Consider the following 20,471-nt stretch of genomic DNA (forward strand, 5'->3'; position numbering starts at 1 on the left):
GAGAAATTATACTTTATCATGAAAGAAAATAAATACGACGACGAGAAATTCTTCCATCAATATAGTCAAATGTCCCGTTCCGTAGATGGCCTTAAAGGAGCCGGGGAATGGCACGTATTACAAAAAATGCTCCCGGACTTCCAAGGAAAACGAGTACTGGATTTAGGCTGTGGTTTCGGGTGGCATTGTCAATATGCTATTGAACATGGCGCAGTCCACGCCTTGGGAATTGATCTTTCACACAAAATGTTGGAAGAGGCCACCAAACGAAACAACTCTCCTCGCATCGAATACAAATGTATGGCGATCGAAGACTTTGATTACACACCAGAGAGTTATGACATTGTCATCAGCTCTCTTACCTTTCATTATTTGGAATCATTTCCGGATATTTGCAAGAAGGTACACCGATGCCTCACTCCCGGGGGAGCCTTTGTTTTCTCTGTCGAGCATCCCGTGTTTACAGCTTACGGTAGTCAAGACTGGTTCTATGACAAACAAAGAAACATACTCCACTGGCCGGTGGACCGCTATTTCTCGGAAGGAAAACGAGAGGCCATTTTCTTGGGCGAAAAGGTGACCAAATTCCACAAAACACTAACTACCTATGTAAATGGGCTTATCCAAAACGGTTTCGAAATCACCGGACTCGTGGAATCGGAACCGGATAAAACTCTTCTGGATTCCATTCCGGGTATGCGTGACGAGCTACGACGTCCCATGATGTTAATCATCTCTGCGGTCAAGAAATAAAACATAACAACAAAGCTATTCCCTTTTCCGGGAATAGCCTCAACACAAAACCCCTAATTCTAATACAGATACAACTTACGAAGTTTCTCCACGTCCACCCCCAACTGCTGCACTAAAAACTTATCCATTCCGCCATAATTCTCGTCTATCGTGGTTAATGCCATTTCGATATACTCTTTCTGCACGGAACTAATATAATACATACATTCTGCCATCTTATTATCCCCGTAAAGAGCTTTCATCGCCTCCATGGTCACACCTGTCAACTCGTTTGTCAGCATATAGTCTTCAATTATCGTTTCCCGCTCAACACCCAAAGCTGCCAAAAACAAGGCTGCCGCAAATCCGGCCCGATCCTTTCCAGCCGTGCAATGGAACATCAACGGGGTCTTGTCCGTCTCCATCAACGTTTCGAAAAAAGATTTATATTCTGCCTGAAAGCTGATAACAAACTCCCGATTCCCGTCTACCAGATATTGTTTAGCCCCCTCCACATCCCCTCTTCTGATAACATCCGAAACATCAATGGAAGACAAATTTCCGGGTTCGATCGGATAATTAATACAATTCACTGTTGTCGTGGGAACCTTATCCGGTTCTGCCTCTTGTTCGCTACTTGAACGGAAATCGATCACAGTCTTTAAGGGAATCGTTGCCAAATACGCTAAATCATCTTCCGAGAGACTGTTACATTTTCCTGAACGGAACACCAATCCCCACTTCACCCGGCGTCCATCCTTCGTTTTATAACCTCCCAGATCCCGGAAATTAGACTGTCCCACCATCGGCAATTGTCTTAATCCCAAGGCCGTTCTAGCTCCACCGGCCCATTCCAAGCAATAGAGCTGATATTTTCCCGTGTTCAATTCCGTCGTTCCCTTCGTATTTCCTTGTAACAAAGGTTCATCAAAAAGAATAGAATTACTATTTTCCCCGCCATACACTTTCCACTCCCCCTCTTTCAATATCTCTATACTGGTCTTTTTAGACTCTTTATCGGCTTTTATTGTCGCATAAGAACTTATATCCGTCCCCGAATACAAACTCGTATCGATTGAATCATCATCCGAACAGGCTACCACTCCAATCAACATGGCAGAAACAAAACACCACTTACTCATTCTTAATAAATACTCTTTCATAATCTTTTTTTCTTTTCATTTGACGCCACAAAGAAAAGCTTGTAATATTACCGAACGATTACATTCTTGTGAAGGAACAATTACTTTGGCTCTTTTCGTATCTTTGCACAGAATACAAATACGGAACAATGAATTATATAGAAACAGAACGGCTAATTTTACGACAATTTACAGAAAAAGATGCAGATGCCTTATTTCTCGTTTTAAGTGACAAAGAAGTAAATACATTTTTACCCATGTTCCCTTTAAAAAACATAGAAGAAACAAAGGCGTACATTCAAAACAAATACATCTCGAACCACATTCAAAACAGAGGTTTCCACTATGCTATCTGTTTGAAAGAAAATAATCTACCGATCGGTTATATTCACGTATCCAGTGATGATAGTCATGATTTAGGCTACGGGCTTAGAAAAGAGTTCTGGCATAAAGGAATTTGTACAGAAGCTTGCCAGACTATCATAAATGTGGTAAAACAATCAGGTATTCCTTACATCACGGCAACACATGATGTTAAAAATCCAAGAAGTGGAAAAGTGATGCAAAATATTGGTATGCACTACCAATACTCTTACGAGGAATTATGGCAGCCCAAAAACATCCTAGTCACGTTCAGAATGTACCAATTAAATTTCGATGGACAAGAGGATAGAGTTTATAAAAAATACTGGGATAAATATCCGGTCCATTTTATCGAGGTGATTGAAGATAAAAAGTTAAACTATTCTATATGATCATCAGTGCAAGCAGAAGAACAGACATCCCCTCATTCTACTCGACATGGTTTCTGAACCGTATCCGGGAAAAATACATTCTTGTCCCAAACCCTTTCAACCCGAAACAAATCAGCCGGGTCAAACTAACACCGGATGTGGTGGACTGTATTGTATTCTGGACCAAAAATCCGGCTCCTATGCTCGATAAACTTAACCATCTAAAAGATTTCAAATATTACTTTCAATTCACACTTAACGCCTACGGGAAAGAAATTGAAACCAATCTACCCTCTTTCGGACAAAGAATAGACACCTTCAAACGCCTCTCAGACCTCATTGGTAAAGAGAGGGTTATCTGGCGTTATGATCCGATCTTGACAAACAAAACCTATAACACGGATTTTCACAAAACTACTTTCTTCAAAATTGCCACTCAGCTCAAAGATCACACCGAAAAATGTATGATTAGCTTTATTGACTATTACAAACATATCCGTCCGTCCCTCTCTTCCCAGAATATACACCCGCTTACACTGGAAGAGATCCGGGAAATGGCATATTCTTTCCGGCAGTCCATCTCCTCGACCCCAATTCAACTAAACACCTGTACCCGGAAAGTAGACCTTTCCGCCATGGGAATTCCTGCCGGAATGTGTATTGACCGGGAATTAATAGAAAGACTCACAGGCTATCCGATTTCCACACAGAAAGATAAAAACCAACGAGACGTTTGTCGCTGTATTGAAAGTATAGACATCGGCACCTATGACACCTGTTTCAATGGCTGCCTCTATTGTTACGCTAACACGGCCGAACACAAACCGCTCCGTAACCTACAAAAGCATGATCCCGCCTCCCCGAAACTCATTGGACAGGTAAACGATGACGACATCATAAAAGATCGAGCCATGTATAGCCTCAGACGTGATCCCACGTTATTCTGACAGAATTAAAGCCACCCTTTCAACTCATCAGGCAACATTGGCATTGCCCCCGTCTGACTACAAACAAAAGCGGAAACCTCCACGGCAAAACGATGAGCCTCAACCATTGATCTCCCTTTCAAAACCGCAGCACAAAATGCTGCCGTGAAAGAATCCCCTGCTCCCACCGTGTCTGCCACCTTCACATGAGGGGTATCCAGAAATGACCGTATATCACCCGCAAACACGTAACTTCCCTGCACCCCACACGTAAGTATCAACACCTCCAGATCAAACCGATCCATCATCTCCCTACACCTCTTTTCTACCGATTCTTCCGACAATTCTAATAAATCGGATAAAATAACCAATTCTTCATCATTCAACTTCAATATATTACACCGGGCCAAAGAATCTTTCAAAACCTCTACCGTGTAAAAATGCTGACGAAGATTTATATCAAAAACTTTATATGACTCCCCGGACATGGCCTCCAAGAATCGGTTCAACGTTGTACGAGTTACCACATTCCGTTGAGCCAGAGACCCAAAACAAACACAACGAACCTGACAAGCCAATCGATCAAGTTCCGGGGTGTACGGTACGTTATCCCACGCCACGCCCTGTTTTATTTCGTAACAAGGAATCCCCTCTCCATCCAGCGTAACTTCAACGATACCCGTCGGGAAAGGCACCCGCTCCACCCAATAGCGTAGCCCCTTCCCGTTAAAATTTTCCAGAATCTCATCTCCCAACACATCTTCCCCCACAGCACTCACCACCCGGCTATCAAAACCGAATTGCGACATATGATAAGCAAAATTAGCAGGAGCCCCGCCAATCCTTTTTCCTTCCGGAAACACATCCCAAAGAACCTCTCCGATTCCCACGATAATATCATTCATCATCACGTGTATTTAGTCATAAAATGCATATACAAAAGAAGGCAATTGATATGAAAAAACAAACAGAACTACGGATAAGTTTTAACAAACTCATTACAACAAAGCGGGAGAGGTAAAAGCTCTCCCGTTTTGTTGTAATAAACCTTTCACACAAATCAGTGCATCATTCTAACTTTTCGAGCCTCAGTCTCCAAATCGGTAGCTTCCTTCTCTTTTCCCAAAGCCCGTAATAACCGGGCTTTCAATCTCATGTACTCAGACTTGTAATACCCTACCGGATACTCATCCATCAACGTTTCCATCCACCCGATCGCCTCTTGTTTCAAAGAAACATCATCACATTTTTCCAACCGGATAATATAACTTTGGATATAACTCAATTTATTATCTCCATAAAAGAAACCGTAACTCAGAGCCTTGTGCATCTCATCCAGCATTCCCCGGTAATCACCGTCTGCCACCTCACGAGCCGCATAAAGTGTCGCCAGATACCTTGGTACTTCCGGTAAATTCAGTGTCAACAAATAAGCTACATATTCATCGTACACTTTCTGGTTAAAAACTCCATGCTTCCCGGCCTCCCACCATGTAAATCCCCCGGCCTTACTTCTAAAAGTGTAATCAATAAATAGATCCACGGTATCTTTCGCAATAATCCGGTAAAAACGCTCACGATTCTTCACTAACTTTTTCAACAAAGGGGACAACGGGTCCGACAAATTATAAATTATGATATTCCAGCAATCACGAGAATAAAACTGATCCTCGTCCAGCGTGTTTATATATTCGGTTGCTACCTCTTCCTGCAATTTAGGTCGATACGACTCGCTTAATTGAGCAATATACGTCCTCACGAACTCCGGGTTTCGCTCTCCCGCATCATAACGTTTCTTCAAAGCCCGAAAACTCATTCCTCCATCCATCGCAATACCTCCTTCCTCTATCAACTTTTGCACGGACTGAAATCCCACGACACAATGAACCAGTTCTCCTGTTTTATCAATATACAAAAGTGTCGGAAAAGCTTTCACCTCGTATCGTTTGGCCAATTCGGGCCCTTCCCCGTTCTCCATGTCCACCTTCACATTTATAAAATGTTGATTATAGAAATCCGCCACAGAATCATTCGTAAACACGGTATTCGACAACATTTTACATGGTCCACACCATGATGTGTAACAATCCACGAAAATCATCTTATTTTCCGATTTCGCAATCTCCAATATTTTTTTCCACTCGTCCTTACGAAATTCAATAGAACGATTTTGAGCCGAGGCCTCCCCGATCAGAAAAGCCCCCAGCATAAAAAACAATAACACTCTCATTAAGATACAGCCTTATACTTATAAACAAAATCCTTTATCTTCCCGAAACCACGATACGATTTAAACGGTTCCGGCTCCTTTTCCGTCGGCTCTGCCAGACGTCCCGTGTAATCCACCTTTATCTGATAGAAATGTCCCTCGTCACCACTATTCCCGGCAAACACGACTTCTGCCTCATCCTTATCTCGGTAATATATCTTCACGAATCGCATATTAGCATCCGGATCGGTATAAAATGGCTCAGGTTCTGTCTTGTGTGTAGAGGCATTATATATCCAGATCACGTTATCCACGGCATAATAAAACTTATCCGCCGTTTTCAACGCACAGAAAGCAGTCGCTTTTGAAAAGGTCTCACGCAGAACGGCATCCAGTTTCACCGGAGCCTCGTAAGGCACAAGCGTCACGTTATAATACACCCCAGCACCATCTTTAAACGTGTAAAGATACATATCCGTCCCGTCATCAAACAGGAACCAGCAACGATCTTCTTTACCGCTAATATCCTGTATGAACCGTTTATTTATCTTCAACGGGTCAAAAGGCACCGTGGCATCAGCCGTCAATTCTCCCAGATAATTCTGCCCATAAGCAAACTTCCATTCCAAGAAACGCCCGTTCTTATCATCATAAAAAGCATACCTTCCCAAACCACTGGAATTGTGCATAGTACCGACCCCAGTAATATTGTAATCTAAATCATCCAAACGACAACGAACAGAGGCTTTCAACGGGACCTGCACGTTATTCATGTAATGAATTCCCCCGTCGCAAACCATAAACTGATCTCTGGCCGAATAATCGGTCACCAAATGAGATACTCGCAGGTGTTCCGGTGCATCGAAGAACCATCCATCGGCCTCCCCCTGGTAAGCCAGATCAATAGGACTTATCGTCTTTCCGCCTTCCGTCTGTGTCAAGTACAACAGTTCGTCACGTGTCTGGGCACTATTCACATAAAACAATTTCTCCGCATTCGGAATATACTCGTTATTAATGAGGGAATACTGATTCAAGCGCACAATACCTCCGGGATGCGTAACCGCATCAATATCATACTGCCCATTCGCTTGTTGCGACAATAGTAAATATACCTTTGACAATCCGTTATCAACCGTCAGTTTACAATAGGCGTAGGTCTCCACCTTCGAGGCCTTATGAATCGCACAAAAGCGTAAATCATACGAACCGACTTCTTCCCTAAAATCATCGATATTCAACACCTTCGTTTCCGCTATTCGCTTAAACTCCGGCACCGAACTACTTGTTTTCAAAGCTACTTCCCAAGCCCAGGCATACTGATCCTCAGTCGTTCTTTTCAAAGTTACTTTCGGAGTCATCTCCAAAGCCTCCCCGTACATAACAGTTTCTTCGTTCTCAATTTCCAACACCACTTCTCCCAAGTCCGAATAATCATAGTTTCCCTTATCATCGTAACAGCTCCACACAAATAGAGAACACAACACTATACTATATAATTTCATCCATTTTTTCATAATATGCTCATTTTACCGGTCAAAATCCACGTGTACATTATTTTCATCCAACATCTGTTTGTTATTCTCCTTCTCCCACTTCGCCAACTCACTCTTCATCTTGTCTTTATAAAACAGCATTTGTCCCTTGGGTATCGCATTATCCCCACTATCCGGGAAATCCCATATTCCCAAAACATCAATAATATAACGATATTTCACCTTACTATACGTTCCGAAATAAGGCTGACACTCATAAATCCAACGTGCCGGTTTAGTCAGAATATCATTTATCTTTATCTTGTAATCCACCCACGTCGTATCGACATCCACGCCTAACCCTTCTGTTGGTAGAATTTGCAAAAATATGGCACGTTCCTCCTGTTTCAACCCTTCCGTGCGATTTACCCGGACCTTTAAAACAGTTTCTACCGCCCCGGCTGTAAACACCACTTTTTCCATCACGTAGTCAACATCCTTTACCGCAGTGGTCTTTTCGTCCACCACGACAAGATTCACCTCCCGGTCATAATCCACGCCCTTACCGGTAACAACAAGGGGGATCTCGATAACATCCATTTCCAAATCATTATCCCGGACAGCAAAAGAGTACGTGACACTATCCGCAGTTCCCGATCCGGCAACTCGCTTGAAATACACCTGTGCTCCCCCCGTGTAGTCAAAATCATCTTGTTCTGAACACCCGATAACAGCAACGAGCATCAACAATCCCAGTATAAATATATTTGTTGTTTTCATCATAACCTCCTTCTTAATTATCTCCATTCGCTACTCCCCCAAACTCTTTTTCCTGATCCGGTAAGGGAAGAATATAAACCTGTTCAAGCTTATCGGCAATATTTATAGTACAATAATCAATAGCTGACGCATTCAACCATTTATAACGATAAAATAATTGGCCTTCACTATAAAATTCCCTCCTGTACTCCGCCGTCAAATAAGCCTGAACCTCACTAAAACTGTTGAATTTTTTCTCTTCCAAATTTCTAGCCTTACGTACAAGATTCAGCCAACGAGCAGCCTCTCCCAAGTCCGTCGTACATTCCGCCGCAATGTAATATATTTCAGAAAGACGTAACATCGGTACCCGATACTTTGCATTATAATTATCCGTTGAAAGTTGCAAATACTTCTTCTGTTTTCCGTAATAATCCGCAATATCAAAAAGCTCACTATACCGGACGTCATTTCCCAATCCAGCAGTTTTGTCATACATCAAATCCAAATAATACTCCAACTGTTGCAAATCATATCCCATCGAACTGGATTTAAAGAAGTCATCCGCCCAGGTGGAAATTTTATCCACGAAAAGTCCGAATAGCAACTCTTGCGAAAACACCCGATCATTCCGAACTCCAGAGATATTTGTCGTTAAAGGTAACGAATCATTATCAACGAGTTTCAACGCATATTCCAACGCTTTTCCCTTATTGTCGCCATACATATAAACTCTTGCCAGTAGTCCCTGCACGGCATAAACATTCAGCCGGGTCTTCCGGTTCATCAAATAGATATTATCCGTCTCTTGAACACTATTCTTCACAGGATCATTCACCAGACAAGTCAACGCCTTCTCCAAATCCGCCACACAGGCATTAACAACCTCCACGGGACTACTGTACGGCGTGTTCTCCTTGGAAACCGTTTTCACGTACGGAATACATTTCCGATCCTTATCCATTTTGAATGAAGGCCCGAACATACGTAACAGATCAAAATGAAGATAAGCCCGCAAAGCCAAAGCCTCGCCTTTAATCAGATTATAATTATCATCAGAAAACATAGATTTACTCGCTTTCTCCAGTCGTGTCAAAACATTATTGGTATTCACGACCGCCTCGTACATCTTTTCCCAGAACTTATCAATAATCGTCTGACTAGCATTATGCGTATAATCATATTTGGATGCGTAATAAAAAGGATGGGCGGCACTCGTGATATAATAATTCTGCACCAAGGCATCCATAAAACCCATGGTCATATTCTTACCATACAAATTCTCCGAAGCCATAATAGAATAGACTCCGACCAAAGCATCGAAATAACCATCTTCGTCCTTAAATAAATCGTCTTCCTTGATTTCAACCTTAGGACTGACATCAAACCAATCCTCACAAGATGTCAATATCGACAAGCAACCGAACATCAACAGCGTGTATATTATTACTTTTTTCATCATTACTCGTATTTATGAATTAAAATGAAATGTTCAACGAAAAGGCAAACCTTCTGGCAAAGGGATAATTCAAACCCCGTTCCTGTTTCACGGATGAAAAACGGAACGCATCATTCAGATAACCGGTAATCTTAATACGGTCCGCCCCGATCGCATTCAAGATCTTCGGAGCCGTTATATCATACCCGATACTGATGGATTCACAACTCAAAACATTCTCATCCTGCACGAACCGACTGGATTGTTTCGTCATGTCCGTATTCTTTATATCCTTAAAGAAAGTTTCGTCCCCGGGTTCTCTCCACCTGTTTTCATACACTCTCCGATCCACGTTTTGATAAAGATTCGCATTCTCCACCCGATCTACCAGAGTTGAGTTATAAGTCTGCCCCCCGAACAAATATCTGAAGTTTGCACTGAAATAAAAATTCTTCCAAGTAACCGACGTTCCCAGCACACCTTCCAGATCCGGACGGGTATCCCCCACTTTAACCTGATCATTTGTATTCCAAGTATATGTCTTCACGCCCGCTTTCGTCAAAAACATCTCCCGTCCATTTGACGGATCTATTCCCAAAGAGCGAACCGCATAAATACTGGTTACGGAATTTCCTTCCTCATAAAGTAACAAAGGTGTAGTCGTGTTCTCTTCGTACGCTTTCTGTTTCACGTCATCATTTCTCTTCTGCATCGCATTACTGATCTTCGTGATCTTGTTGGAATTATGGGCTCCCGACAAATTCACACTCCAGAAAACATTCTTATTCACGTCCCGCAAAATCATGTAACGCATGGAAACTTCCGCACCTTTATTCTCAGTCTCTCCCACGTTCTCGGTATAAGACGAAAATCCTAACGAGGGAGCTATCGTCACATCGGCCAACAGATTCGTCGTGTTACGCTTGTACACGTCCACGCTCATACTCAAACGATCTTGAAATGCACTGAAATCCACCCCTAAATTGGTTACCTTCGTCTGTTGCCATTTCAAACCATCATTTCCCAATCCTTTCATCGTGGCGGGAATAATCCCAGCATACTGACGCTCGATGTCATACTGGTATTTCCGCATCGCCTGATAAGGAGAAAAGTTTTGAGAGGCCGTTACTCCATACGAGGCCCGCAACTTAAACTGCGTGATAGTTTGCACATTTTCCATGAACTTCTCCCGGTGAATATTCCATCCCAACCCGATTGACCATACCGGGGCATACCGTTGATTTGAACCGAAATTTGATGAACCATCATATTTCAACGACGCATCGAACAGGTATTTATTGTCGTAGGCATAGTTTGCCGTGACTAATATACCGGCCAAACGGCTGATATTATACGTTGATGTCGGACGGGAATCCTTGTAATATTGTTTCGCAAAACCGATGTCATTCATATTCTGGCTCGGAAAACCTTCGGCCTTAATCTCTCGTCCGTCAGCCGTCGTTTGGGAAATATTAAACCCGGCCACAGCGTAAATACTATGTTTCCCGATCGACTGACCGTATCTCAGATTTATATCTCCCAACACGCTAAAACTCTTGTCCGTTCCCCACTTGAACTCACCCCGCCGCATATATTCTTCCGGATCAGAAACCGGATCACCCATATCCACGAATTTTGAATGTTGAGCCGGAAGGAAATAATTCGATTCCCCGGTCTGACGGGTAATACTGAAACGTCCCATCAAAGTAAACAACTCCGAAATATTCCACTCGATAGAAAAATTATTCACAAAATTAAGATAATCCTCCTCATCCGTTATATTCAATTGCGCATCATACAATGGATTACGATTATACTCCTTAAAAGAGTAATGTACCTGCTGGTCGAAAGTCTTAACTAATTTTCCATTTTCGTCATACGGCCTCTGGTAAGGGTTCATCTGCGTGTACTGGTAAAACTCACCGTAAGGAGAATTTTTTGCCAAATTATAAGTCAATTGCAAATCGTTCTTAAAAATAAGATTACTCAAACGATAAGAAAGAAACATTCCTCCCTCATAACTTGTTCTTCCCGATTCTTTCATCACTCCCGGAGCAAAACGAGCCGTCAGGTTCATACTATAACGCAACGTTTTATCGCCTCCTTCAACACGGATATTATGGCGGTGTTCGAATCCTGTCCGCACAGGTTTTGACAACCAATACGTGTCGACACCTTCTTCCACGTTCTTCAACAAACGATAATAATAATCCTGCAACGTTTTGTAAGTCTCGCTATCCGTCGCCTCAAAATGTCCTGCCTCCAACTGTAATTGTAACTTTTCTCTGGCATTCAACAAATCATAATCAGACAAATCGGGAATAACAACAGCGTAATCCCCTGTGTATGTCACTTGCAACCGTCCCATCTCCGGAGCTTTCGTCTCAATAACAATAACACCATTTGCCGAACGGGAACCATACAAGGCTGCAGCCGACGCATCCTTCAAAATCGTTATTGACTCCACCCGGTTCGGGTCCATATCGATCACCCTTTGCAACGTTGTCTCGAAACCATCCAGAATAAACAACGGCTGATTCGGATTCCCTTTATAGTTCGCATCCAAGTCCGTGATCCCGTTTGCCCCGCGCAATTCAACTTCCGGCAGAACATTCGGGTTCGAACCGTTCAATTTACTCTCTACAAGCTTAAAAGAAGGGTCCAGTGTTCGCAAACTCTGCAACACGTTCTGGTTACCGATCTGTTTCAACTCCTTGCTCGTGATCGTCGTGGATGCCCCCGTCGCTAACTCTTTATTCCGGCGAAAGATACCCGTCACAACCACATCCTCCAAATTCTCCGTCTGTTCTTTTAAAACAACCACTAAATCTTTTTGGCCTTGCAGAACTTCCTTGTCTTTAATATCCCCGATCTTTACCATTTGGGTCTCCATCCCGACAAAACGAAAAACAAGAACAACATTTTTCATCTCCGCAGGTAAAGAAAGAGAATATTTTCCATCCATATCCGTGGCACACCCGATCGTCGTTCCTTCAATTAAAATTGTAACTCCCGGCAAGGGAATTCCTTCCCGGTCATTCACGATTCCCTTAATCACCTGTTGCTTCCCCTTTACGCTATCCCGAGCTACCATAACTTCATCCTTGATCACCACCACGTCATTCATAATCGAGAATGTCAACCCGGTACCTTTCAACACATTCTTCAAAGCATCTTCAAGAACATCATTTTTAATATTTACCACTTTTTTCTGCTCATTCCTTACTTTCTCCACGCTGTAGAAAAAGCGAAGGCCTGTTTGTCGCTTTAACTCCTTCAATACCTGCTCAAGAGTAACATCCTCCATCGACAGGGAAACTTTTTGCTGGGCATATCCCGTTGCAGACACCCCGAAATGCAAAACAAACATAAAAAACAAACATAGCTTCATCACTACCAAGCATTTTTTCAAATGAAAGGGCACAGCTCGCCCATAGAAACAATTTTTTTTCATACCTTTGTAATGTTTCATTAATTTATTAATGTTCACCTGATAAATACGGGTCCAGTGCCAACAAACACCCGTATTTATTTTTTATCGATTATAATCGTTTTTCCTTCTGTCTTAAATTTTACATCCCCACCCGTTTCAATAAAACTCAAAAATATACTTATACTCTCGTAACGTTCCAAGTCACCCGTGAAATGAAACTTCTTCACGGCAGGATTCGCGTAAACCACATCTATATCATACCATCGGCACAACGTCCGCATAATATCTTCCAAAGCAACATCTTCAAATACATATTTTCCCTCTCTCCACCCGGTATATTGCAACGGATCAACTTTTCTCACCTCCACCGGAGACGACTCTTTTTCCAATACTTGATAGCCCGGGTTCAAAGTCACTTTCTCCCTCGTGTTCCCCGAAACATACATCACCTTCCCGGTCTCCAGCGTGGTCACCACTTCCCGTTCATCCTCGTAGTCCCGAACATTAAAACTCGTTCCCAACACCTCTACCGCCCCCATGGACGTGTGTACGATAAAAGGATGCTTTTCATCCCGCTTTACCTGAAAATACGCCTCTCCCTTCAGATAAACCTCTCGCATATCACCCGTGAAATTAACAGGAAATCTCAATTCCGTCGCCGCATTCAACCACACCTTTGTCCCATCGGCCAACTCCAACCTGTACTCCCCCCCCCTTGGAATTGACACCGTATTATACATCACTTTAGCCGTTGTCTTCTCAGCATTTGCCATATAAACAAGTGCCCCGGAATCGGAATGTAACACCGTTCCATCGCTCTCCTCTATTTTACGATTAGCCTGTTCCAAAACAACTTGTTGCCCATCCGCCAACGTTACCACAGCCCGACTTTGTCCTGGCTGGATCGCCTCTGCCATGATCTGCACGTTCCCACTCTTTGGTTCCGGCTCCCGCCCGAACCACCAACCGGCAACAACCAACACGACAATAGAGGCCGCAATCGATGTCCACCAGATCAAGCGACGATTTCTTCCTCCCAACTGTTTCAGTACTCTGAATTCCCGATAAGCCTCCTTCCCGTCAAATACCTCCTGTTCCTGTAACCGGGCAATAATATTCTCTCGATCCAAACCTTTCAATCTATAAGTAACCAACAAAGAATCCAGCTCCCGTTTTTCCTCCTCGTCAGCTAATCCAAGCATATCTTTATAGAATAAATCGGATATTCTCCCGTATATATTCAAATCGTTCATCATCTTTTGAAACTTATTTTATCTATAAATCCCAAAAAACAAAAACGGGTACCTCAAAAATACATTTTTAACAAAAAAAGATAGCAAATAAAAAAAAGTCCGATTGTATTGCCTTCTTGATAACAGCGTAAGCCTCCTTTTTATGTTTCTTGACCGTGTTCAACGAAATATTCAATTCCTCACTGATCTCCTCGTTCTTCATCTTCTTCATACTCAACAGTATCACTTCCTTGCGTTTCGGGGGCATTTCGTCGATCACGTGTCGTAACTTACGTATAACTTCCTCGAAAACAACCGCAGACAAAGATTCGGATTCCATTTCTTCCGTGAAAAAAGCCCACTCTTTCAAGCGTTGATCTTCCCGTCCCTTATCCCGAATCTCTTTCAAGCAATTATTGTTCACCATCCGGTAGAGATAGACATTGAATGCAGATATATCATCAAAATGAAGTGGAGTTTCCCACAACTTGATAATCGCTCCCTGCACCAAATCCGCCGCCTGTTCCTGGTCATTCAAGATTTTCATGGCATAATGACAAAGAGGCGAGTAATAATCCATGTAAATTCTCTCCCATGCCCTGGCATCCTTCATGTTGACACCTTTGATAAAATCTTGAATTTTTTGGTCCATTCCTAAAAGAATTTGGAACACAACTTACCATGTCCGTTACAAACTTACGCAAAAAGGATGGAATTATCGAAAAAAATTAGAGGAATGATAACGAATAACTGAATATTAGATAGTTATATAAACCATACAAAGATAAGGTTTAACTGAAAAATTAGTACAACTATTGGGGCCATTCCATTTCGCTATCGATGACCGTGTTTAATATGCTTTCCACCAACGGGGCACACTATCTTTGCTCTACAAGGACTTACCTGAATTAAGTTACACCAGTATCTTGTTTTCGATTCTTTCAAAGTCAAATGCTTGCTCCATATAAAAACCGTGTCAGCAAAGAGACACTACGAACTTTGCCGACACAGTTTAAATTACAACCTTACACGTTGTCTTTCTACTTTTTTATTCTCTCCTCGATCCCGTCCAACATCCGTCCGGCAAAAGAAATAATCGCTGGAGGCAATATGCTCAAATTCGCCCGGACAAACTCGGCCATCTGCTGTAAAATCTCTTGATCTTCCGTTTGAACCAATCGCGTAATATTCATAATCAACAAATTGCGTCCCACATCACTCAACGCTCCCATATTCTCTCGACACAACTTCAAAAAGGCAGCATCTCCCTCCTTCACACGCCCCTCGATTAAACGAAACATCGGCTCGTACTTATTCTTTTCCACCAATCCCAACTCCTGAATCTTCCGCTTCAAGGCCTGGTAATTTTCCTCCTTGTACGCTCCTTCCCGAAAAATATACCCAGAAAAATAACGTCCAAGCTCCGAATGATACAATTTCTCAACCTTCTCATGAATCAACTCCCGAACTGAAACATCAAATTCATCCCGGTGATCCACCATGAAACCGGACTTCTCATCCGACAAATCCAACGTGTAACGAGTAAACAAAAAAGAATTCTGAGGCTCCAACCGTTGTGTTTTCGTTAAAGACGCATAATAATCATTCACCACTTTAAAACCCTCCGGCTCCTTCTTTTGCTCCATCAAATACAAGGCATAACGATTCACCAAGTCCGGCGTACGCTCACCGGCGGCATACCGTGCGGCCAACTGATCCGGGGCACACCCGGGAGTCAACGCATCCTCCATACGGGCGATAAACTTATCCGCATTCATCGATCCCTTCAACTCCACCCGCACCTTTTCATCCGTGTCCACCACGATAAAAGTCGGATAAGCTGAAACACAAAAACGTTTAGCCAACTCTCGTCCCTCCTTCTCTGCATTCAACTTTAAACAAACAAACTTAGCGTTGAAAAAATCCCCTACCTGTTTCTGCGGGAATACATCACGAGCCATCACTTTACAAGGTCCACACCAATCCGTATAGAAATCAACAAACACCAATTTACCTTCCCGCTTCGCCGTTTCGATCGCCTCTTTCCACGAAAGAGCCCTGAATTTAGTCTGAGCAAAAGTCGTCATCCCCACGACTAAAATCATCATCAACAACATTAATCTTTTCATCTCATCAAATTAATTTAAACACCCCGGACCTTCCTGCCCGGGGATATTCAGACTCTATTTATTCTCTCCCACTTCCGGTTCTTCCTCCGCCGGATCCTCCCCGTACTTCCATTCCACGTCCTTTATCTTCATCGTCACCGGAAATCCTACCTCATCATCCACTGCCAATATCGGAGTTTGTGTACCGCCAACACCCATATACTTCAACTCACCCTTTTGACTTCCCTCATCGTATGTTGCAAGCCAAAAAACATTCATCCCTTTCATAATATCAGCATCAATACAGCAAATATCAGCCCCCATATCCATCGAAGTCACCGTCTTGTAAGCATAATTATAAGCATACAAGGTTGCCCCTACCGAATACAAAACAACTTTTCCACTGGAAATAAAAGTATAGTGCGTCGCTTTATCAAAATCAACAGCCACCGTTTTATCGATCGTGAAACCAGCACTTTTAACCGGATCATAAAGCATGGTTCCGAAAACACTTTTCGATCCCGGTCGGAATTCATAAACATAATAATTAATATCCTCACCCTCCTTATCTTTCATCAATGCCACGCAATTGCAATAATTATCCATTGTCGAATTCCGCAGATTCTCCCCATACACAATAGTCCGTCCATATTGATTCCAAGGGAACGGCTCTCCTTGTTTATCTGCCAATTTCTGACATTGAGTTGCATTACTACCGTAAACCGCATTTGGCTTCACGAAACACTCTCCATCCATATCATAAAAAAGAGGATAAATGTTACCGGTAGGTCTTGTCCCTAATTGCACGAATGCCATGGGATACGGTTTGAAAAACTTCTTATCCCCGTAATGATTCATCGCATTGACATAAGTTTCACTATTATCATACCCGATCGTTGTCATATAAATAGCGCAATCCGTCACGACACCTCGACTAGTATAACTCCGCATCGTATTTCCTAACGAATAATTCACATTAGCCTGACGCGGGAACATATCGCGGATTCTCGGCGTCTCTCTCGACACTTCCTGTTCCTCTACTGCCGAAAATTCATGGAACTCTGCTACAGGCCAGAAATTATTTCCCCACGTCAATCTAAAATCCCGATCATCAGTCATCAAATAAAGCTGAACTGCAGGAACCTTAATACCTCTATATCCCGTAAAAATCAAGCCTCTTGCCCCTTTCAAATGCAATTCCGAATTATCGAATATATTCTCAATAAACACAAGCGTATCGCCTTTCCCCTGCCTTGGTTTACTCACCACCATATCCATTCGTACCTCCTTATCGGGCAACTCTCCCAACACTAACCATCCCTGTGTCAACTCACTGAACACGGTAACCCCCGTACTCGTAATCCACTCCAATCCGGTACTTTTGTCTATCACTTGGAAATAAAGCGAGTAACTTCCCGGGTGAAAAGAAACCGGCCATTCCAAATCCTTGCTCGTTCCTACCACCGTGTGTTCATGCTCTTTGCCGGAACAGAAAAACCACTTGTACTCATAATTTTCCTCGTTCTCGCCATATATATCTCCCTTCACGGTCGGGTGAATTCTCAACGTGTCTATACCTTTTTCCAATGTTTGGTTAGCCTCTTCATTGGCAAAAGTAATCGTTACCCCGTTCAAAGGTGTGTAATCATAATTTCCCTTATCCTTCACGTCACAAGCCTGCCATACAAACAAGGATAACAGTAAAAATAATCTATATTTCATATCTTTCCCTCTCATATCTATTCTTTCGCTTGAGGTTTATAATATTGTTTCACCAACTCTTCCGGCAACGTATTTTCATTCCACCAACTTATACCGGGCACCCACATCATCTTGCCATTTCCTTCCAACATCCACTCTTCCCAACCATCGGCATCTCCCGCTTGAAGCCTGTAGTATCCTTTGTTGAATCGAGCTTGCAAATCTTTCATGGCAATACTTCTGATTTTCGTTCCGCGTCCTCCCTGAGTCATTGCCGACAACTGCTCGAAATGAGCTTTCGTATATCCGGTTACATCCATCAAGTACTGATACTTATCTGGGGAAAAAGTCCCGAAATAGGAGGAATACTCGTTAGCTCCCCAACCGGCAGGTCTTTGCAAAATATTATTGAAAAATATGTCATGCAGTGCCGGATTTCCGCTCGTGGCAAACTGCGTTTTCGTATCATTCCAACGTCCCGGAATATTTCCCACCTCCGAAAAAGGCAACGTAAAATATTCTCCCGGGTCTATACGAAATTGAATCCGGGCCGTGTCCCTTGTCAAGCGGGCCGTTTTGAAAACCTTCAACGTCACGTACGTGTGATTTTCGCCCGCTTTGATTACCTGTTCCTCGGAGAAATCCGCATACTCCTCTTCCGGAATGGCTGTCGTACGGTCTGCCACGATCTCCACCCGGAACGGACGATCATAATCCTTCACGGAACCGGCAATCCCCACCTTCATCGTGATATCCGCCTCCTCCGCCTCTATCGTACCGAAAGAAACGTACGTGTAATTTTGTCGAGCCCACACGCTCTCGTCCCCGTGAGCCGCCCCGTATTGCACATCAAAATAGATCCCGTCTAGCCCCTCGTATTCCATTACCTCTTTCTTCTCGCAACTTGCCAACAAAAGCCCTCCTATTGCAAGCAGGAATATCATTAAACTACAATTATACATTTTCATAATCATCTCTTTTAATTGTTAGTCGAACCACGCTTGTTAATCTCCACGTCCGGTAATGGCCATTGATAATTGTCCGTCAACATCTCATACATACTGCCAAGCTTCGAACCGTCCAAAAACTTATCCATATTCAGGCGTTTGTAATAGAAAAACAACTGTCCTTCTCCCAACACCTCGCGGGCAAACTCTTTCGTCACCAACTCCTTCACCCCATCCATGGAAGTAGCCTCCAGCGCCATGTGGCAATTTCGATGCTCCCGAATAGCCACCAAATACTCCAAAGCCTCTTCGGGCGTAGCCGCACACTCGGCAGCAATCAAATAAGCCTCACTCAATCGAATCAAAGGAATCATGTACAGGTAAGTCTCCGTCCCATCCAATTCCGCCTCACGCCCGGCATCTGCGTATTTCAACAGATAGAGCGAACCGCTTCCACTCGAGCCGCCTTCCTCTTCATTTCCTTCTTCTCCATCGCCCCCTTCTTCTCCATCACCACCCTCATCCTCGGACGAGGTTTGTACCGCCCACATCAATGTCGAACGCCAATCGTTATTCGGGTCATCAAATAAAACCGAAAGCTGTGAATTAGTAGGGTTGGTTCCCCAAAAAGCCAATCGGGATGTCTTCGGCAAAGCCCCCGTGAAATAACGCGAATCCAATTGCGAACGCTTAGAATGGTATATGGCGAAAAACACCTCGGAAGAGAACAGCAAGTCGTTTTTATTGTCAGCCTCCACTTGTTCCTTCGTCGTCCACGGAAAAATCATCTTCTCCTCATCCACTTGATTCCGTTTGATCACCTCCTCCGTGGCAATACGGTAAGCGGTCGACTTATCCCCTTTCCACAAATACGCCCGAGCCAAAAGCGTCTGCACCGCAAAATAATTCAAACGCAACTGACGATAAGTAAAATCCGCCCGTTCCAATCCGTCATCCGAAGTCACGGCATTTCCCACGCCAGTGGTAAAAACGGGGTCGTTGTCTTTCAACAACTCGCTAGCAGCCTTCAAATCCTCAATCACCCGATCCACAATATATTCCGCCGAACGCAACGGAGAGATCTCGCGTTTCGCATCCTCTTGGTAAGGAATCGCAGTCGTCGACTTCGTATTCTCGTTATAAGAAGGTCCGTAAAGACGCAACAAATCGAAATGCATCATCGCACGCAACGCCAACGCCTCCCCCTTCACGATCGGATAATACTCCGAACGCAAAGCGGACCCCTCCTCGTCGCAATGCTCGAGCAAATTGTTAACATTAGCAAGCAACGCATACATCTTCGTCCAGATGTTATTGGATTTCGTCTTGAAAGCTTCATCCTCGTACTGGTAATTGGCAAACACCTTGTAAGTGTGGTTACCGTTCACCATATCATAATACTGTGCCATCACATCAATAATCCCCACGCTCAAATCATCCCCGTACACGTCAATCATCCCCATATACACCCCGTTCAAGGCAGTCATAAACCCGTTGTTCGTCGAGAAGAGAGCATTCTCCATGATCTTGTCGCTCATCTTCACGTCCAACCAATCGGAACAAGAAGTCGTCGGCACCGCCAAAACACCGGCCATCGCCAACACCTTAAATATCCTTTTTATCTTCATAATTACA

Annotated in this window: 16 protein-coding genes; 3 read left to right on the forward strand and 13 right to left on the reverse strand. The window is 43.3% G+C overall.

The features are described from left to right. Positions 1 to 18 precede the first annotated feature (18 nt). Complete coding sequence (locus tag AB5542_RS04770; RefSeq protein WP_279039409.1) at positions 19 to 753, forward strand: class I SAM-dependent methyltransferase; 735 nt, start codon at positions 19 to 21, stop codon at positions 751 to 753. Positions 754 to 812: 59 nt separating this feature from the next. On the opposite strand, the gene AB5542_RS04775 is transcribed toward AB5542_RS04770, so the two are convergent. After that, positions 813 to 1,895 (reverse strand): tyrosine-protein phosphatase, encoded by a 1,083-nt coding sequence (locus AB5542_RS04775; protein WP_279039411.1) that lies wholly within the window; start codon positions 1,893 to 1,895, stop codon positions 813 to 815. A gap of 128 nt (positions 1,896 to 2,023) precedes the next feature. Here AB5542_RS04775 and AB5542_RS04780 point away from each other — a divergent pair, with 128 nt between their 5' ends. Further along, positions 2,024 to 2,629, forward strand: coding sequence for a GNAT family N-acetyltransferase (locus AB5542_RS04780; RefSeq protein WP_118304759.1), 606 nt, complete (start codon positions 2,024 to 2,026; stop codon positions 2,627 to 2,629). Then, entirely contained in the window at positions 2,626 to 3,555 is a 930-nt protein-coding gene (locus tag AB5542_RS04785) for a DUF1848 domain-containing protein (protein WP_279039413.1), read from the forward strand. Before AB5542_RS04780 ends, AB5542_RS04785 begins: the two co-directional genes overlap by 4 nt. Positions 3,556 to 3,560: 5 nt before the next feature. On the opposite strand, the gene AB5542_RS04790 is transcribed toward AB5542_RS04785, so the two are convergent. The 12 genes from AB5542_RS04790 to AB5542_RS04845 all read right to left on the reverse strand — a co-directional run bounded on the left by AB5542_RS04790 (position 3,561) and on the right by AB5542_RS04845 (position 20,464). Continuing rightward, positions 3,561 to 4,439 carry a carbohydrate kinase family protein gene (locus tag AB5542_RS04790; protein WP_279039454.1) on the reverse strand — a complete coding sequence of 293 codons (879 nt, stop codon included), beginning with the start codon at positions 4,437 to 4,439 and terminating at the stop codon, positions 3,561 to 3,563. A gap of 155 nt (positions 4,440 to 4,594) precedes the next feature. Then, a complete protein-coding gene (locus AB5542_RS04795) occupies positions 4,595 to 5,764 on the reverse strand; it encodes a thioredoxin family protein (RefSeq protein ID WP_118261162.1) in 1,170 nt (389 codons plus the stop codon). Next, positions 5,764 to 7,260, reverse strand: a complete 1,497-nt coding sequence (locus tag AB5542_RS04800) for a PKD-like family lipoprotein (RefSeq protein ID WP_279039414.1) — start codon at positions 7,258 to 7,260, stop codon at positions 5,764 to 5,766. Before AB5542_RS04800 ends, AB5542_RS04795 begins: the two co-directional genes overlap by 1 nt. A gap of 12 nt (positions 7,261 to 7,272) precedes the next feature. Next, positions 7,273 to 8,001 carry a DUF4843 domain-containing protein gene (locus AB5542_RS04805; protein ID WP_270543193.1) on the reverse strand — a complete coding sequence of 243 codons (729 nt, stop codon included), beginning with the start codon at positions 7,999 to 8,001 and terminating at the stop codon, positions 7,273 to 7,275. 10 nt (positions 8,002 to 8,011) lie between these two features. Further along, positions 8,012 to 9,436: a RagB/SusD family nutrient uptake outer membrane protein gene (locus AB5542_RS04810; RefSeq protein ID WP_270543192.1), complete on the reverse strand. Its 1,425-nt coding sequence runs from the start codon at positions 9,434 to 9,436 to the stop codon at positions 8,012 to 8,014. A gap of 19 nt (positions 9,437 to 9,455) precedes the next feature. Beyond that, positions 9,456 to 12,806 (reverse strand): SusC/RagA family TonB-linked outer membrane protein, encoded by a 3,351-nt coding sequence (locus AB5542_RS04815; RefSeq protein WP_279039417.1) that lies wholly within the window; start codon positions 12,804 to 12,806, stop codon positions 9,456 to 9,458. Between the two features lie 137 nt (positions 12,807 to 12,943). Continuing rightward, positions 12,944 to 14,104, reverse strand: a complete 1,161-nt coding sequence (locus AB5542_RS04820) for a FecR family protein (RefSeq protein WP_279039419.1) — start codon at positions 14,102 to 14,104, stop codon at positions 12,944 to 12,946. 64 nt (positions 14,105 to 14,168) lie between these two features. After that, entirely contained in the window at positions 14,169 to 14,732 is a 564-nt protein-coding gene (locus AB5542_RS04825) for an RNA polymerase sigma factor (RefSeq protein ID WP_279039420.1), read from the reverse strand. A gap of 388 nt (positions 14,733 to 15,120) precedes the next feature. Next, positions 15,121 to 16,209, reverse strand: a complete 1,089-nt coding sequence (locus AB5542_RS04830) for a thioredoxin family protein (protein WP_279039422.1) — start codon at positions 16,207 to 16,209, stop codon at positions 15,121 to 15,123. A gap of 54 nt (positions 16,210 to 16,263) precedes the next feature. Then, positions 16,264 to 17,910, reverse strand: a complete 1,647-nt coding sequence (locus AB5542_RS04835; RefSeq protein WP_368243003.1) for a PKD-like family lipoprotein — start codon at positions 17,908 to 17,910, stop codon at positions 16,264 to 16,266. A gap of 17 nt (positions 17,911 to 17,927) precedes the next feature. Then, positions 17,928 to 18,857, reverse strand: a complete 930-nt coding sequence (locus tag AB5542_RS04840) for a DUF4843 domain-containing protein (RefSeq protein WP_279039426.1) — start codon at positions 18,855 to 18,857, stop codon at positions 17,928 to 17,930. 11 nt (positions 18,858 to 18,868) lie between these two features. Then, positions 18,869 to 20,464 carry a RagB/SusD family nutrient uptake outer membrane protein gene (locus AB5542_RS04845; RefSeq protein ID WP_279039428.1) on the reverse strand — a complete coding sequence of 532 codons (1,596 nt, stop codon included), beginning with the start codon at positions 20,462 to 20,464 and terminating at the stop codon, positions 18,869 to 18,871. Between the last annotated feature and the right edge of the window lie 7 nt (positions 20,465 to 20,471).

Origin of the sequence: Butyricimonas sp. RTP31003st1_G1_RTP31003_210430, from assembly GCF_040920905.1 — a bacterium.
Lineage (GTDB): Bacteria > Bacteroidota > Bacteroidia > Bacteroidales > Marinifilaceae > Butyricimonas > Butyricimonas paravirosa.